Annotated in this window: 14 protein-coding genes; 5 read left to right on the top strand and 9 right to left on the bottom strand. The window is 66.2% G+C overall.

All coding sequences use genetic code 11. From position 1 onward, the window contains the following. Positions 1-17: 17 nt before the first annotated feature. Positions 18-587, top strand: coding sequence for a nucleotidyltransferase family protein (locus NLR35_RS14600; protein ID WP_257167229.1), 570 nt, complete (start codon positions 18-20; stop codon positions 585-587). 169 nt (positions 588-756) lie between these two features. Here the strand turns inward: NLR35_RS14600 and NLR35_RS14595 are convergent, their stop codons facing one another. The 5 genes from NLR35_RS14595 to NLR35_RS14575 all read right to left on the bottom strand — a co-directional run bounded on the left by NLR35_RS14595 (position 757) and on the right by NLR35_RS14575 (position 4,890). Continuing rightward, positions 757-1,473, bottom strand: coding sequence for a cytochrome c biogenesis CcdA family protein (locus NLR35_RS14595; RefSeq protein WP_257167228.1), 717 nt, complete (start codon positions 1,471-1,473; stop codon positions 757-759). A gap of 6 nt (positions 1,474-1,479) precedes the next feature. Beyond that, positions 1,480-1,878, bottom strand: a complete 399-nt coding sequence (locus tag NLR35_RS14590; protein WP_257167227.1) for a thioredoxin family protein — start codon at positions 1,876-1,878, stop codon at positions 1,480-1,482. A 137-nt stretch (positions 1,879-2,015) separates the two neighbouring features. After that, complete coding sequence (locus NLR35_RS14585; protein ID WP_374940815.1) at positions 2,016-2,687, bottom strand: PAN domain-containing protein; 672 nt, start codon at positions 2,685-2,687, stop codon at positions 2,016-2,018. A 247-nt stretch (positions 2,688-2,934) separates the two neighbouring features. Next, a complete protein-coding gene (locus tag NLR35_RS14580; RefSeq protein ID WP_257167226.1) occupies positions 2,935-4,305 on the bottom strand; it encodes a glutamate--cysteine ligase in 1,371 nt (456 codons plus the stop codon). 96 nt (positions 4,306-4,401) lie between these two features. Further along, a complete protein-coding gene (locus NLR35_RS14575) occupies positions 4,402-4,890 on the bottom strand; it encodes a MarR family winged helix-turn-helix transcriptional regulator (protein WP_257167225.1) in 489 nt (162 codons plus the stop codon). 144 nt (positions 4,891-5,034) lie between these two features. Here NLR35_RS14575 and gstA point away from each other — a divergent pair, with 144 nt between their 5' ends. Beyond that, complete coding sequence (gene gstA, locus NLR35_RS14570; protein WP_257167224.1) at positions 5,035-5,649, top strand: glutathione transferase GstA; 615 nt, start codon at positions 5,035-5,037, stop codon at positions 5,647-5,649. 147 nt (positions 5,650-5,796) lie between these two features. After that, entirely contained in the window at positions 5,797-6,024 is a 228-nt protein-coding gene (locus tag NLR35_RS14565; protein ID WP_257167223.1) for an addiction module protein, read from the top strand. A gap of 124 nt (positions 6,025-6,148) precedes the next feature. Here NLR35_RS14565 and NLR35_RS14560 read toward each other — a convergent pair whose 3' ends face one another. From NLR35_RS14560 to NLR35_RS14545, 4 genes are all read right to left on the bottom strand, one after another. After that, entirely contained in the window at positions 6,149-8,362 is a 2,214-nt protein-coding gene (locus tag NLR35_RS14560; protein WP_257167222.1) for an FAD-dependent oxidoreductase, read from the bottom strand. A gap of 140 nt (positions 8,363-8,502) precedes the next feature. Further along, positions 8,503-9,711 carry an acetyl-CoA C-acetyltransferase gene (locus NLR35_RS14555; protein WP_257167221.1) on the bottom strand — a complete coding sequence of 403 codons (1,209 nt, stop codon included), beginning with the start codon at positions 9,709-9,711 and terminating at the stop codon, positions 8,503-8,505. Between the two features lie 84 nt (positions 9,712-9,795). Beyond that, positions 9,796-11,586 carry an acyl-CoA dehydrogenase C-terminal domain-containing protein gene (locus NLR35_RS14550; RefSeq protein WP_257167220.1) on the bottom strand — a complete coding sequence of 597 codons (1,791 nt, stop codon included), beginning with the start codon at positions 11,584-11,586 and terminating at the stop codon, positions 9,796-9,798. Positions 11,587-11,727: 141 nt separating this feature from the next. Next, entirely contained in the window at positions 11,728-12,126 is a 399-nt protein-coding gene (locus NLR35_RS14545) for a nuclear transport factor 2 family protein (RefSeq protein WP_257167219.1), read from the bottom strand. Between the two features lie 149 nt (positions 12,127-12,275). On the opposite strand from NLR35_RS14545, the gene NLR35_RS14540 reads away from it, so the two are divergent. Then, positions 12,276-12,863: a PadR family transcriptional regulator gene (locus NLR35_RS14540; protein WP_257167218.1), complete on the top strand. Its 588-nt coding sequence runs from the start codon at positions 12,276-12,278 to the stop codon at positions 12,861-12,863. Between the two features lie 188 nt (positions 12,864-13,051). Next, positions 13,052-16,549, top strand: a complete 3,498-nt coding sequence (locus NLR35_RS14535; RefSeq protein ID WP_257167217.1) for a hypothetical protein — start codon at positions 13,052-13,054, stop codon at positions 16,547-16,549. The last annotated feature ends 24 nt before the right edge of the window (positions 16,550-16,573 follow it).

Genomic DNA, 16,573 nt, shown 5'->3' with positions numbered 1-16,573 from the left:
GCGTGCTATCAAGGGACATGACCGAAGATGACTTCGTCACGTCAGCGATAAAAAATCCTGTCAACGCGGCGATCATGGACGTGTTGCGCGCAACGGCATTGCCGGATGCATGGATCGTGTCGGGCTGCCTCGTGCAGACGGTCTGGAACGTGCGCACCGGACGCCCCGTCGACCACGGCATCCTCGACTATGATGTATTCTATTTCGATCCTGACACGTCGTGGGACGCCGAAGATGTGGTGATCCGGCGGGTCGCATCCTGTCTCGTCGGGATCGATGCCAAAGTCGAAGTGCGCAATCAGGCCCGCGTGCATCTGTGGTACCCGGCCAAGCACGGCCGCCCCTACCCGCCTCTGTCGCGATCGACCGACGGCATCGATCGGTTCCTGACCGCCAACACGCAGGTCGGCCTTCGCCCTGTCCGCGACGGATACGAGATCTATGCGCCCAAGGGCCTGGACGACATCGACCAGATGATCGTGCGGCCGAACTACACGGCCAATTTCACGGCGGCCAACTACGCGGCCAAGGCGGCGCGCTGGAAGGCGCTGTGGCCGGAGATCACGGTGATCGCACCCGAGCCATGATTCCGTGGGGAGCCACAGCTCTCTCTACGCGTCATTCCGGGACGCGCGGAGCGCGAGCCCGGAATCCATAGCCACGACCGGGAGTATGGATTCCGGGCTCGTGCCGCTGCGCGGCCCGCCCCGGAATGACAGCGAGCGTGTTGCGCGGCCAGCGCGTCCCGTGGGCAATTTAGATTGACGTCGTCAGTTCCGTCAGCCACGCCGGTGAGATCGCGACCAGCCAGGCCTCGAGCTGCTTGTCCGCGCCGCTGAGGATCGCGACCGCCACGACCGCGAACGCGGCGCCCATCAGCATCTTGCCGAGCTTGCCGGCGGACAGCAGCCGCTCGCGGAGCCGCATCATGGTGGTCCGCGACACCATTCCGAGCACGACCAGCGGCAGGCCGGCGCCAAGGCCGAACGCGAGCATCGTCAGGGTGACGCGGACGAGGTCGCGCCCCTGCGAGGCCAGCAGTGAGGCGGCGCCCAGCGTCGGTCCCACACAGGGCGACCAGACGGCGCCGAGCAGGAGCCCGATCACGAACTGACCGCCCGCGCCCGACACCGCGAAGCCTTGTGAATGCCGGTCGGCCCAGCGCTGCACCGGGCCGCCGGCGACGGCGAGTTGCGCCTGCCAGGAGGGCACCAGCAGGACGACGCCGATCGCCAGCATGATCACCGCCGCGACTAGGCGGAACGCGCCGGCATCGAGACCCAGCCGATTGCCAGCGAGCGCAATGAACAGGCCGATGCCGGTGAAGGACAGCGCGAGGCCTGCCGCCAGCGCCACCACGCCGCGTGGATGCGCCGAGGCCGCGGCGCCGAGCACGATCGGCACCAGCGGCAGCACGCAGGGCGACAGGATCGAGAGCAGGCCGGCCAGAAAGGCCAGCGCCAGCGCGATCATGATGCGTTACAGGCTCTTGTCGAGCAGCGCGGCAATCGAGGCTTCCTTGGTGTCGCCGACGGAGCGCCCGGTCTCGCTCGCGCCCTTGAACACGATCAGCGTCGACTGCATCTGCGCGCCGAAGCCCTTCACCGCCGGCTTCTGGTCGTCGAAATCGACGCGGAAGATCTTCAGGTCCTTGAATTTCGGCTCGGCCGCGAGCTTGTCGATGATCGGCTTCTGCGCCTTGCAGGTTGGGCACCAGCCGGCGTGTATCTCGATCAGGATCGGTTGGCCTGCGGTCTGCGCCGCCTTGAAGGCAGCGTCCGAATAGGGGGTGGTTTCGACGGCGAAGGCCGTGCCAAACCCGGCCACGGCGACCGTGGCAGCCACGGCTGCGGTGGCGAAAAACCTGCGCGAAAACATCCTGGCAAATCCCGATCTTTGCGTTGCGACGAGCAGCCGGCAAAAGAACTCCGGCGGCGCAACTCATTTCGAACGGGACCGCTGCAATGTTACGCGCTGACGGAGAAAATAATCCTGACGGCCAGGGGCTCGACGCCTCAGCGCACGACGCCGGACGTGAAACCGGCCTTGCGCCGTGGCGGCTTGATCTCCTTCTTCAGGAAGCAGTGTGCCTCCTTGCCCGCATAGCCGGGCCGCGCAAAGGTCCAGGCGCGGCATTTGTTGTCGCCGGTGCAGGCGGCTTTGCAGATCTCCTCGGCGTCGGCGGCCTTCTCGTCCTTCTTGTCCGCCACTTTGGTGTCGCTGCCCTTGTCAGCGACCTTGTCGGCGGGCTTTTCCACCTTGTCGTTGGCCTTGAGATCGGTGGTCTTGATGTCGAAGCTGCGATAGTCGCCGCCGGGCCGATCGATCGAGGTCTCCACCGCATCGTTGCGGATCTCGACGACACCGGCGCCGCGCACGCCTGAGACGCAGCAATTGTCAGGAACCCGCGCCGGCACGCTGTTCTTCAGCCAGCAAACGGCGCCGGCTTCCATCACGGTCGGATAGTTGAAGCTCCAGGCGCGGCAGCGCCGGTCGTGCTCGCACAGCAGCGCGCAATCGGCCGGGTCGCCTGAGGCGATCGGCGCGCTCATGTAGTCGCCGCCGGGACGGTCGGAATAGGTCTGGGCATCAGCGGGCGTCAGGCACAGGGCCGCGAGCAGGCACGCCAGTGCCCGCAGCCATGCCCCGATGAAGCGCCCCGCGCGCCGCTGAACCATCCGACCCATTGTTAACGCTTGTGTTTTCTTGCGTGCTTTTGGGTGGTCATTTGATCGCCACGAACCTGTATGGCGCATGAACGGCATTGGCGTCTTGGAACAGCTCTAAGCAAAGCGCCGCTGGAGCTCCTGGGCGCGGGCCTCGAACCGCGCAGCAGACACAAATCGCAACAAAAAAGTAGATCGAGCGCCGTCTGCGCCAAAAACCGGTGGCGGCGCGCCGAACCCGCGACGACCGCAGGTTCAGCCGCTCCGATCAGAACGCGTATTCGTCATAGGCCGGCTCGACCGAGCCGTGCCACGGGCCGTTGTACTTCTCCAGCATCTCCTCCGCGGGGGAGCGGCCGCAATCGATGATCTGGTCGAGCGGCTCGAGGTAGCGGCTCTCGTCGCGGCCATGATGGTCGACGCGGTTGCGCCGGCGCAGGCCATGATGCGCCAGCGTCAGGCAGTCCTTGGCCACCTCGAACACGTAGCGATTGCGGATGCGCGCCTTGAAGCCGAGCCGTGGAACGTCGTCGCGCAGGTTCTGGCGCTCGAACGCAGTCCAGTTCTTGACCAGGTCCCAGGCGGCATCGAGGCTGGTGTCGTCATAGAGCAGGCCGACCCAGAACGCCGGCAGCGCCGGCAGTCGGCCCCACGGCACGCCGTCGGCGCCGCGCATTTCCAGATAGCGCTTCAGGCGGACCTCAGGGAATGCGGTCGAGAGATGATTGGCCCAATCCGAGAGTGTCGGGCGCTCGCCGGGCATTGCCGGATTCTTGCCTTCGAAGAACTGGCGGAACGACGTGCCGGAGACGTCGATGTAGTCTTCCTCGCGCTTGACGAAGTACATGGGGACGTCGAGCGCGTAGTCGACCCAGCGCTCAAACCCCATGCCGTCCTCGAACGCCCAGGGGATCATGCCGGCGCGCTGATTGTCGGTGTCGCGCCAGATCTCCGAGCGGAACGACAGGAAGCCGTTCGGCTTGCCCTCGGTGAAGGGCGAGTTGGCGAACAGCGCGGTGGCGATCGGCTGCAGCGCGACCGAGACGCGCAGCTTCTTGATCATGTCGGCTTCCGAGGAGAAGTCGAGATTGGTCTGCACCGTGCAGGTCCGGAACATCATGTCGAGGCCGTAGCTGCCGACCTTCGGCATGTAGCCGCGCATGATCTTGTAGCGGCCCTTGGGCATCACCGGGATTTCGTCGCGCGACCAGGACGGCGTCATGCCGAGGCCGAGGAAGCCGATGCCGAGCGGGGTGGCGATCTCGCGCACCTGCGCCAGATGCGCCATCAGTTCGCTCTGGGTCTGGTGCACGGTCTCGACCGGGGCGCCTGAGAGTTCGAACTGGCCGCCCGGCTCGAGCGAGATGGCCCCGCCGCCGGTGACGTCATAGAGCCCGATGATGTTGCCGCGCTCCATGATCGGCTCCCAGCCGAGCAGCAGCTTCATGCCTTCGAGCAGCGCGCCGATGCCGCGTGCGCCCTCGTAAGGCACGGGGCGGTGACCGTCGAGCGTGAACGGCGTCTTCTCGTGCTCGGTGCCGATGCGAAACGCGGACGGCGGCTTCACGCCGGCCTCCAGCCACGCCACGAGCTCGTCGCGCGACTGCAGCGGGGTCATATCGATCTGGTCACGCGCCATGGGAGTCTCGGTTCAGAAGCGCTTCGATGGTCGCGCGTGGTGACAGGAAGGGCCGCGGACTCCGGGGAGCCGCGGATGTGATGGGAAGCGGATGGGTCATCGGGTCGACGCGCCCTCTCCGGCCGCCAACGGCGCGGCCTGACCGCAGGAGCAACCGAGTCGATCCAGCAGCATGCAGAGCTTGGCGGCATCGGTATCCGACAGCTTCGAGCCGACATGCTTCTCGATCGCGGCCGAATAGGCCGACCACATTCGCTTCTGCAGCTCGCGGCCGGCCTCGGTGATCTCGACGAACTGGCCGCGCTTGTCCATCTTGCATTCGCGCCTGGTGACCAGACCTTCATCGACCAGCCGGTCGATCAGCCGCGAGGTCGAATATTGCGGGATCAGCATCTGACGCTCGAGCTCGACCGGGCGCAGCTCGCCGGAGGGCGCGCGCGACAGCTCGAGAAGCGCATCATACCACGCGAGCGGCGGGAAACCGGCCTTCTTCAGCTCCTGCTCGACGCAGTCCAGCACCCGGCTCTGGACCCGCATCAGGCGGATCCAGGCGGCGGTCGCCTCGGTCGATGGTTTGCGTTTCATGGGCCGGCTCGTATCCTCTGGTCCTCGTTCTAGCGCATTTGATGCAGCTGCATCAATCTTGACGATTCCATGCCAATGCATTTAGGGGCGGGTGTTACCGCCCAGTTGGTTCCACCCAAAACGGTCTCACGGAGGACATACAGGATGAAGCTTTATTATTCACCCGGCGCCTGCTCGCTGTCGCCCCATATCGCCCTGCTCGAAGCCGGCCTGCCCTACGATCTGGTGAAGGTCGATCTGCGCGCCAAGACCCTGGAAAATGGCGATGATTACCTGAAGGTCAATCCGAAGGGCCAGGTGCCCGCCCTGGGGCTGCCGAGCGGCGAAATCGTGACCGAAGGCCCGGTCATCGTCCAGATGATCGCCGACCAGGCCAAGGACAAGGGCCTGGCGCCAGCCCGCGACAGCGGCGAGCGCTACAAGCTCTTGGAGTGGCTGAACTTCATCACCTCCGAGCTGCACAAGAATTTCGGCCCGATGTTCTCGCCGGTGCTCGCCGACGACGCCAAGGCCTTCTTCAAGGACCGGGTGATGGGCAAGTTCAAATACATCGACAGCCAGCTCGCCGGCCGCGACTATCTGATGGGCAAGGAGTTCACCGTCGCCGACGGCTACCTGTTCACGGTGCTGACCTGGGCCGACCGGATGAAGTTCGACCTGTCGGCGATGCCGAACCTGGTCGCCTACAAGAACCGCGTCGCGGCCCGCCCGAAGGTGCAGGAGGCGCTGGAGAAGGAAGGGCTGATGAAGGCGGGGTGAGCTAAAGCTCGCTTTCTAGGACGCGACCGTGTGGCCGCGAAGCCGGTGAGCCCCCCTCCCCCTTGCGGGGAGGGGTAGGGGGTGGGGGTCCACACGGGGACTCTAACGATGTCCCTGGACCTCCCGTCTTCAACTGAGGCTAACCTGATGTCCCTTCCGGTCGAGATTTCCAAGCTGACCACGAAACAACGGCTCGTTCTCATCGAGCTGCTGTGGGACAGCCTGACAACCGAAGACGTGCAGCTGACTTCAGCTCAACAAGCCGAAGTGACCCGTCGCATGGCCACCTTCGATGCGGATGCGCGAGGCGCTGCACCGTGGGACGATATCGAGCACGAATTTGCGAGCAAATCTCGTGCTGAGACTTCGAAATGAAAGAGGTCTCACCAACTGAGACCTTTTCCTGAGATCCCCACCCCCGACCCCTCCCCGCAAGGGGGAGGGGAGTGCACCGGCGATGGGGCGCTAGCGAGCTTGCGCCACAGGCCGCTGGTGGCCGTCAAGCCGCCGCCTTCTTCGGCGGGAAGCGGCCGTAGAAGGTTTCGCCCTTGGCGGCCATCTCCTCCAGCAGCTTCGGCGGGGCGAAGCGCGAGCCGTACTTCGCCGTGTACTTGTGGCACAGCTCGACGAACTTTTTCGTCCCCATGAAGTCGATGTAGGACAGCGTGCCGCCGGTGAACGGGGCGAAGCCGAAGCCGAGGATGGAGCCGACATCGGCCTCGCGCACGTCGGTGATGACGTGGTCCTCCACGGTGCGCGCGGCTTCCACCGCCTGCACCACCAGGAAGCGCTGCTTCAGCTCCTCGACATCGAGCGTATCGGGATCGAGATGCTTGGGCTGCAGCTTCGCGAGATCCGGCCACAGGCTCTTCTGACCCTTGCCCTTCTCGGGATAGTCGTAAAAACCCTTGGCGTTCTTGCGGCCGAAGCGGCCCTGCTTCTCGACCAGCTCGACCATCAGCTTCTTGTGGTCCTGGTTGATCGCGTTGGCGCCGAGATCGTGCTCGGTCGCCTTCATGATCTTCAGGCCGAGATCGAGCGCGACCTCGTCCGACAGTGACAGCGGGCCGACCGGCATGCCGGCCATCTTGGCGGCGTTCTCGATCAGCGCCGGCGGCACGCCCTCGAGGAACATCTCGTTGCCCTCGGCGATGTAGCGCATCACGCAGCGGTTGGCGAAGAAGCCGCGGGAGTCGTTGACCACGATCGGCGTCTTGCCGATGGTGCGGACATAATCCAGCGCGGTCGCCAACGCGACGTCGCCGGTGGCCTTGCCCATGATGATCTCGACCAGCATCATCTTCTCGACCGGCGAGAAGAAGTGGATGCCGATGAAGCGGCCCTGGTCCTTGAACTCCTCGGCCAGCGAGGTGATCGGCAGGGTCGAGGTGTTCGACGCGAAGATCGCGCCGTCCTTCAGATAGGCCTGCGCCTTGGCGTAGGTCTCGGCCTTGACCTTGCGGTCCTCGAACACGGCCTCGATGACGAGATCGCAATCCTTGAGCGCGGCGTAGTCGGCGGTCGCGGTGATGCGGCCCATGATCGCCTCGGCCTCGCCGGGCTTGGTGCGGCCCTTCTTGACCAGACCGTCGACCACGCCCTGCGCATGCGCGCGGCCCTTGTCGGCACTCTCCTGGTCGCGATCGATCAGCACGACTTCGAGGCCGCCGCGCGCCGACACGTAGCCGACGGAGGCGCCCATGAAGCCGGCGCCGATCACGGCGATCTTCTTCAGCTTGGTCGCCGGCACATCGGCCGGACGACGCGCGCCCTTGTTCAATTCCTGCATCGACAGGAACAGGCTGCGGATCATCGCCGCCGCTTCCTTGGAGCGCAGTATCTTGGTGAAGTAGCGCGACTCGACGCGCAGCGCGGCGTCGATCGGCAGCTGCAGGCCCTCATACACGCAGCTCATGATGGCGCGCGCGGCAGGATAATTGTCGTAGGTCTCGCGGCGGTAGATGGCGTTGCCCGCCGGGAACATCATCATGCCGTTCTTGGAGAATACCGGGCCGCCGGGCAGCTTGAAGCCCTTCTCGTCCCACGGCTGAACCGCCTTGCCGCCGCCCTTGATCCAGTCCTTGGCGGCCTTGATCAGGTCCGCGGCAGGCACGATCGCATCGACCAGCTTGAGCGCCTTGGCCTTGTCGAGGGTGAGCGCCTCGCCCTTCAGCAGCAGGTTCATCGCGTCCTGCGGCTGCACGATGCGCGGCACGCGCTGGGTGCCGCCGGCGCCAGGGAACAGGCCGACCTTGATCTCGGGCAGGCCGAGGCGGGTCTTCGGGTTCTCGGCCGCGACGCGGTAGTGGCACGACAGCGTGATCTCGAAGCCGCCGCCGAGCGCGAGACCGTTGATCGCGGCGACCCACGGCTTGCCCGAGGTCTCCATCGCGCGGTTGATCTGCGAGAAGCGCCGGCTGGTGTCGAACAGCATCTGGTTGGCGGCTTCCTCGCCCTTGCTCTTCAGCACGTCCGCGTAGATGCGGTTCATGCCTTCGAGCATGGACAGATCGGCGCCGGCGCAGAACGCCTCCTTGGCCGAGGTGATGACGACGCCCTTGATGGCGGCGTCGGCGGTGGTCTGCTTGACCAGGGCCTCGAGCTCGTTGGTCGAGGTCTCGTCGAGCACGTTCATCGAACGGCCCGGAATGTCCCAGGTGATCAGCGCAATGCCGTCGGCATCGGTTTCGAGTTTGAAGTTCTTGAAGGCCATATGGTGCTCCCTCGGTGCCAGCAGCCGGTCGGCGCGGCGTTGTCCTGTATTCGTCGATCGTAGGGTGGGTTAGCGCAGCGTAACCCACCGTCTCTCGCAACAGGGCGGGTTACGCCTGCGGCTAACCCGCCCTACGGCTGTCACACCCGCTCGATGATGGTCGCGGTGCCCATGCCGCCGCCGATGCACAGCGTGACCAGAGCGGTGGCCTTGCCGGTGCGCTCGAGCTCGTCGAGCACGGTGCCGAGGATCATCGCACCGGTGGCGCCGAGCGGATGGCCGAGCGCGATGGCGCCGCCATTGACGTTGATCTTGTCCTTGTCGATTTCGAAGGCCTGCATGTAGCGCAGCACGACCGAGGCGAAGGCCTCGTTGAGCTCGAACAGATCGATGTCCGACTTCTTCATGCCGGAGCGCGCGAACAGCTTCTCGGTGACGTCGACCGGGCCGGTCAGCATCATCGCCGGCTCAGAGCCGACATTGGCGAAGGCGCGGATCTTGGCCCGCGGCTTCATGCCGTACTTCTCACCCGCCTCCTTGCTGCCGAGCAGCACCGCACCGGCGCCGTCGACGATCCCTGAGGAGTTGCCGGCGTGATGCACGTAGTTGACGCGCTCGAGCTCGGGGTGCGACTGGATCGCCACCGCGTCGAAGCCGCCCATCTGCGCCATCTGCACGAAGGACGGCTGCAGCTGCGCCAGCGACTGCATCGTCGTCGACGGGCGCATGTGTTCGTCCTTGGCGAGGATCGTCAGGCCGTTGATGTCCTTGACCGGCACGACCGACTTGTTGAAGCGGCCCTCTTCCCAGGACTTGGCCGCGCGCTGCTGGCTCTGCACGGCGTAGGCATCGACGTCGTCGCGCGAGAAGCCGTATTTGGTCGCGATCAGATCGGCCGAGATGCCCTGCGGCATGAAATAGGCCGGCACGGCCATCGACGGATCCATCGGCCAGGCGCCGCCGGAGGCGCCGATGCCGACGCGGCTCATCGATTCGGCACCGCCGCCGATGACGAGCTCGTGCTGGCCGCTCATGATCTGCGCGGCGGCGAAGTTCACGGCATCCAGGCCCGAGGCGCAGAAGCGGCTGATCTGGACGCCGGGGACGGCCTCGCCGAGGCCGGCGTTGAGCGCGGCGAAACGCGCGATGTCGGAGCCGGCCTCGCCGACGGGATCGACGACGCCGAGCACGACGTCGTCGACGGAATCCTCCGGCAGGTTGTTGCGGTCCTTGAGCGCCTTCAGCGGCACGGTCGCGAGCGCGAGCGCGGTCACCTCATGCAGGGAGCCATCGGCTTTGCCGCGGCCGCGGGGAGTCCGTACGTGGTCGTAGATAAAGGCCTCAGGCATCACGCCCTCCTCATCTGGTCCAATTTGTTGTTGTCAGCATAAGCGAAGGCCGGCACGCGGCGCGCACCGGCCTTTGCTCCGAAATCAGAAGGCTTCCGCCGGCAGTTCCATCACGGTCGCGCAGCCGGCCTGCAGGCGGGCGAGATGCGCCGCCGTCTCCGGCAGCACGCGCTCCATGAAGAAACGGCCCGTCACCAGCTTGGTGGTGAGATAGGTCGAGCTGTCGCCGGCCGCGATCTTGTCCTGCGCCACCTTGGCCATCTTCGCCCACATGTAGCCGAAGGTGACCAGCGCGAAGAGATGCATGTAGTCGGTCGCGGCGGCACCGGCATTGTCCGGCTTGGTCATCGCGTTCTGCATCAGCCACGTCGTGGCCTGCTGCAGATGACCGAGCGCCATCGACAGCGGCGTGATGAACGGCTTCATCGCCTCGTTGCCGCCGTGCTCCTTGGCGAAGGAGCCGACCTCGGCAAAGAACGCCATGACAGCGCGGCCGCCGTCGCGCGGCAGCTTGCGGCCGACGAGATCCAGCGCCTGGATGCCGTTGGCGCCCTCGTAGATCATCGCGATGCGCGCATCGCGCACGAACTGCTCCATGCCCCATTCGGCGATGTAGCCGTGGCCGCCATACATCTGCTGCGCCTGGACGGCGTTGGCGAAGCCCATGTCGGTCATGTAGCCTTTCATGACCGGGGTCATCAGGCCCATGTGGTCGTCGGCCGCCTGACGGTCCTTCGGATCCTGCGAGCGGTGGGCGACGTCGCTCTTCAGCGAGGTCCACACCACCATCGCGCGCGCGGCTTCGTTGAAGGCGCGGATCGACAGCAGCGTGCGGCGCACGTCGGGATGAACGATGATCGGATCGGCGGCCTTATCGGGCGCCTTCGCACCCGTCAGCGAGCGGCCCTGGATGCGCTCGCGCGCATAGGCGACGGCGTTCTGATAGGCGACCTCGGACTGCGCGAGACCCTGCACGGCGACGCCGAGCCGGGCCTCGTTCATCATCACGAACATGCCCTGCATGCCCTTGTTCTCTTCACCGATCAGCCAGCCGGTGGCGTTGTCGTAGTTCATCACACAGGTGGAGTTGCCGTGGATGCCCATCTTGTGCTCGATCGAGCCGCACATGACGCCGTTGCGCGCGCCCACCGTGCCGTCCGGATTGACCAGGAATTTCGGCACGACGAACAGCGACACGCCCTTGATGCCGGCCGGCGCGCCCTCGATACGGGCGAGCACCAGATGGATGATGTTATCAGCGAGATCGTGCTCGCCGGCGGAAATGAAGATCTTGGTGCCGGAGATCTTGAAGCTGCCGTCGTCCTGGCGCACGGCCTTGGTGCGCAGCAGGCCGAGATCGGTGCCGCAATGCGGCTCCGTCAGGTTCATGGTGCCGGTCCATTCGCCCGCCACCATCTTCGGCACGTAGGTCTTCTTCTGCTCCTCATTGCCATGCACGATGAGCGCAGCGGTCGCGCCCATGGTGAGGCCGCCATACATGGAGAACGCCATGTTGGCCGAGCACTGGAATTCGTTGACGGTCTGGCTGAGCGTCACCGGGAGACCCTGGCCGCCATATTCAGTCGGCGCCGAGAGGCCGAGCCAGCCGCCATCCTTGATCTGCTTGTAGGCGTCCTTGAACCCTTTCGGCGTGGTCACGCTGCCGTCGTCATGGCGCTTGCAGCCTTCGAGATCGCCCACGCGGTTGAGCGGGTGCAGCACCTCTTCGGCGAGCTTGGCGGCTTCGCCCAGGATCGCCTCGCGAACATCGGCCGAGGCATCGGAGAAGCCCGGCAGATTGTCGTAGCGGTCGATCTGGAACACGTCGTTGAGCAGGAAGGTCACATCTTCCACGGGGGCTTTGTAGATCGGCATCGGCGTCTCCGGCAGGAAGGCTGAAGGTTCAGACTGGAATTTGCGGACGCGGCAGGCAATGCAGGCCGCGGACTTTAGCGATTTCTCTCAGCTTGGGGCAGCCGTTCATTTGCGGCTGTCGGTCGCGTCAGGACGGCTTGTTCACGACGGCTTGCTCATAGCCACAAGCTGCTCGCCCATCAGGCGGTGCAGCAGATTGATCGCCTTGAGCGGGCGCACCATCACCTTGAAGTGAGTGATCAGACCGGAATCATCGAACGTGATGATGTCGACGCCGTTGAGCTTGATGCCTTCGATCTCGTTCTCGAATTCGAGCACGGCGCCCGTGGCGTTACGCCACTCCCCGACATACTTGAATCCCGGACCGCCTAAGACTTTCTCAGCGCTCGCGAGATATTTGAAGGTGATGTCGCGGCCGCGCTGCGGCGTATGCACGACGGGACTTTCGAACACGGCGTCCGGGTGCAGCAGCTCCCGCAGCGCGCCGAGATCGTGAGACCTCATATAGCCGTACCATCCATCGAGGCCGGTCATTGTCATTGGGCGTCTCCTCGGGGCGGAACAGGCCAGCACCACAACCACCCCATATGCACATTGACGCATATGCGCCAATGTGCATAATGTCAAGCGTGGAGCGGGGCAGACCAAGACCAGAAACAAGATCAGAAAAACGGGAGCAGTTTCCGGCCATGGCCCTGGGCGACGCCATCCTCGCTTGTCTCACCGAACATCCGATGACGGGCTACGAGCTCGCCAAGACGTTCGACTCCTCGATCGGATTCTTCTGGAAGACGGACCATCAGCAGATCTACCGGGAGCTGTCCCGGCTGCGCGACCGCGGCTACATCCAGGGCCGCGAGGTGGTGCAGACCGGCAAGCCGAACAAGCTCGTCTACACATTGACGTCCGAGGGCCGCGCGGCTTTTCGCAGCTGGGCGGCACGGCCGAGCACGCCGGCCTCGACCAAGGACGATCTGCTGGTGCGGCTCTATGCGTTGGGAGCGGCCGACATCGCGCCGATCCGAGCCGACCTGATGGCGCGGCTGGAACATCATCGCGACCGCGCCGAGCGCTATGATCGCATCCTGAAGAAGCACTACGCCGACGGCAGCGTCGCGCCCGCCGACATGGGCAAGCTGCTCAATTTGCGCCTCGGCCTGCGTCACGAGCGCATGGTCGCGGAATGGTGCGAGGAGGCGATCACCGCGTTGTCGGCTCTCTCGACGACGTCAAGCGTGCGGCCGCTCGATTCATCGTCGCGCGAAAACGCCGGCTGATTCGCGTCGCCCGCGCGGCAAAAGTTCTGACCGCGCCCGCGGTAAACTTAACGCGTTATTTACCGTAAAAGTCAAAAGTCGGGACCTGGAGCAGACGATCTGCGCGGACCCGTTCATGTTCATGTCCGGGACGCGTGGGGAGGCTGGAGGCGCTGGGGTGGAGCGCTGGAAGCGGAACCGGACGAGACATGAATTCGCGCGTACCGTGGAGTAATGAAGGCATCGACCCGTCCGTCCGTGAGAGGGCCGAGGCTGCGGCGCAGCGCGCCGGCATGACGCTGAACGACTGGATCAACTCCACGCTCGGCGCATCAGCTCCGCCCGATTTCCGCGGCAGTCCCGCCCCCCGCAGCACGCCCCCGACCAGTCGCGATGCCCGTGAAGTCTCGGACATCCATCAGCGGCTCGATTCCATCGCGAGGCAGATCGAGCACATGTCGCGGCCGGGCGCGCGCAAGGACACGCCACGCGACGAGCAGGGCGTGGCCCGCCAGCTCAACGACGCCATCTCCCGGCTCGATGCCCGCCTGTCGCAAATCTCCACGCCGCTGCACAAGCCCGCCGCCGAGGATCGCTATCGCGGCCCCGACGGAGTCGAGCGCGCGGCCGCGCAGCTCTACCGTCCGGCCCAGCCGCTCAGCGCCGGCTCCTTCGACATCGCCGTGGCGGAGATCAGCGCGCGGCAGAGCGAGCTCGACAATGCGCGGCCGTTGCCGCCGCATCAGGCACCCCCGACTGCGCCTGCGATGGCGCACGCTGCCGCTCCGCTGATGACCCCGCCGCCGGCGTCCGCCCCGGCCCCCGATTTCTCGCTGCTCGAACGGCATCTGCTGAAGATCACCAGCCAGATCGAGGCGCTGCATCGTCCCGACGACGGCATCGAGCAGTCGATCGCGGGCTTCCGCACCGAGCTTGCGGAGATCCGCCTCACCATCACCGAGGCGATGCCGCGGCGCGCGATCGAGTCGATCGAGAACGAGATCCACTCGCTGTCGCGGCGCATCGACGAGAACCGCCAGAGCGGCGTCGACGGCCAGGCGCTCGCCGGCATCGAACGCGCGCTGACCGACATCCGCGAGGTGGTCGGTTCGCTGAAGCCGGCCGAGCAGCTCGCCGTCTATGACGAGGCGATCCGCAATCTCGGCGCCAAGCTCGACCTGATCCTGCGTGCCAATGACGATCCCGGCACGGTTCAGCAACTCGAAAGCGCCATCACGGCGCTGCGCGCGATCGTGGCCAACGTCGCCTCCAACGATGCGCTGGAGCGGCTGTCGGATGATCTGCGGCAATTGTCCTCGAAGGTCGACCAGGTCACGCAGGCGCGCGACACGCACGAGTCCTTCCACGATTCCTTCGCGGCGCTGGAGCAGCGCATCGCGGCCCTGACCTCGACGCTCGAAAGCCGCGAGCACCCTGCCCCCGCGCCCGACAACACCGCCCAGATCGAGGACGCGCTCCGCGGCCTGTCCGATCGCATCGACCGGCTGCAGGTCGGCAATGACGGCTCGTCCGCCATCACCCATCTCGAGCAGCGCATCAGCTATCTCCTGGAGCGGCTGGAAGCGGCCAACGATCCGCGCGGCGGCAACATGTCCCGGGTCGAGGACGGGCTGCAGGACATCCTGCGCTATCTCGAGCGGCAGCAGGCTACGTTCGCCGCGCTCTCCGAGAGCCGGTCGCAGCGCGAGGCGTCGCATGACACCGGCCTCGTCGACATGGTCAAGCGCGAGCTGTCGGACATCCGCTTCAGCCAGACCGAGACCGACCGCAACACCCAGGATTCGCTCGAAGCGGTCCACAATACACTCGGCCACGTCGTCGACCGCCTCGCGATGATCGAAGGCGATCTGCGCAATGTGCGGGCGACGACCAGCCAGCCAGCGGTCCTGCCGCCGCTTGCGCCGACGATCGAGCCGCCGATGCCGCCCGCCGCACGTGCGCCGGCGCCGCAGGCCTATGCCGAACCGGCTCGAACCGAGCCGGCCTATCGGCCGGAGCTGCCGAACCCGGCAGCCGCGCAGATGGCTGCCCCCATCGCGCCGCCGGCGCCCGCCGCATCGGCGTTCGCCGCCGCCCCGCGCGACTTCCACGCAGCAGCGGCCCCCGCCGCCGCCCCGATGCCGCCGCCGATCCCGCCCAAGGCGATCGCCGACATCCTGGAGCCGCACGCCGCCCAAGCGGCACAGGCGCCGCGCCCCGCTGCGATCGTTCCTGAATTGCCGCCGGATCATCCGCTGGAGCCAGGCACCCGCCCGCCCGGCCGGACCGCGTCTCCCGCGGAACGCATCGCCGCGTCCGAGGATGCGCTGAGCGAGCTGCCCGCCGGCAAGCGCGAGCCCGTCTCCACGTCCAGCTTCATCGCCGCTGCCCGGCGCGCCGCGCAGGCTGCGGCTGCTGCACAGCCCGTCGATCCGAAGAAGGCGAAAAAGGACAAGCCGAAGGAGAAGGCCAAGGAGCCGCCGCCCAAGGCCGTCGCCAAGGAAGCGCCCAAGGAGCCGGCAAAGGCCAAGACCAAGGAGAAGCCGACGATCGCTCTGACCGCCGAAGGTGACGAGGAGGTCTCGACCATCGGCTCGAAGATCCGCTCGCTGCTGGTCGGCGCCAGCGTCGTGGTGATCGTGCTCGGCACCTTCAAATTCGCCATGTCGCTGCTCGACACCGGCTCCACGCCGCCGCCCGTCGCCCCGATGGAGAGCCAGAGCGAGGCGCCGCGCGCGCAGATGCCGTCGTCGACGCCCAGCATGTCGCCGCGCCCGGCCACGCCCGACCAGAGCGTGCCGTCGCTGACCTCGCCCACGCCGATCGACCGCCAGTCCTATAACAGGGCGATGCCGAGCGAGGCGGAGACGATCGCGATGCTTGCGATCCCGCAGGATAGCGACAAGCAGGCCGCCTCAGGCGACATCACCGGGACGATCCCGACCGCCGCCAACGGCCAGAAGCTCGGCCTCGTCCAGGTGCCGGCGTCCGAAAAGCTGCCCGATGCGATCGGCGGCATGGCGCTGCGCAACGCGGCGCTGAAGGGGGATCCGACCGCGGCCTACGAGGTCGGCGTGCGCTTTGCCGAGGGCAAGGGCATCGCGCCGAACTATGAGGAAGCCGCCAAATGGTATGACCGCGCCGCGCAGGCCGGGCTCATTCCCGCCGTGTTCCGGCTCGGCACCTTCTACGAGAAGGGCCTCGGCGTGAAGAAGGACCCTGACATCGCCCGCCGCTACTACGTCGTCGCCGCCGAGCGCGGCAACGCCAAGGCGATGCACAATCTCGCCGTGCTCGACGCCGATGGCGGCGGAAAGGGCGCGAACTACAAGAGCGCGTCGCAATGGTTCCGTAAGGCTGCCGAGCGCGGCGTCGCCGACAGCCAGTTCAACCTCGGCATCCTCTATGCCCGCGGCATCGGCGTGGAGCAGAACCTCGCCGAGTCCTACAAATGGTTCACCCTCGCCGCCGCCCAGGGCGATGCGGACGCCGGACGCAAGCGTGACGACGTCGCCAAGCGCCTCGATGCGCAGTCGCTGGCCGCGGCCAAGCTCGCGATCCAGACCTTCACGGTCGAGCCGCAGCCGGATGACTCCATCAATGTGCCGGCGCCCGCCGGTGGCTGGGACGGCAACCAGGCGATCGCCAAGGCCGCTGCAGCCAAGGCCGCATTGGCCAAGCGGTCGGCCTCGGCCGCCCCGCGCTGAGGGCCCCCTCAGCGCAGCTCGCCG

It is taken from the genome of Bradyrhizobium sp. SRS-191, assembly GCF_024586915.1.
Taxonomy (GTDB): domain Bacteria; phylum Pseudomonadota; class Alphaproteobacteria; order Rhizobiales; family Xanthobacteraceae; genus Bradyrhizobium.
The sequence above is the reverse complement of the archived record's forward strand: the minus strand, read 5'-3'. Positions and strand labels throughout refer to the sequence as shown.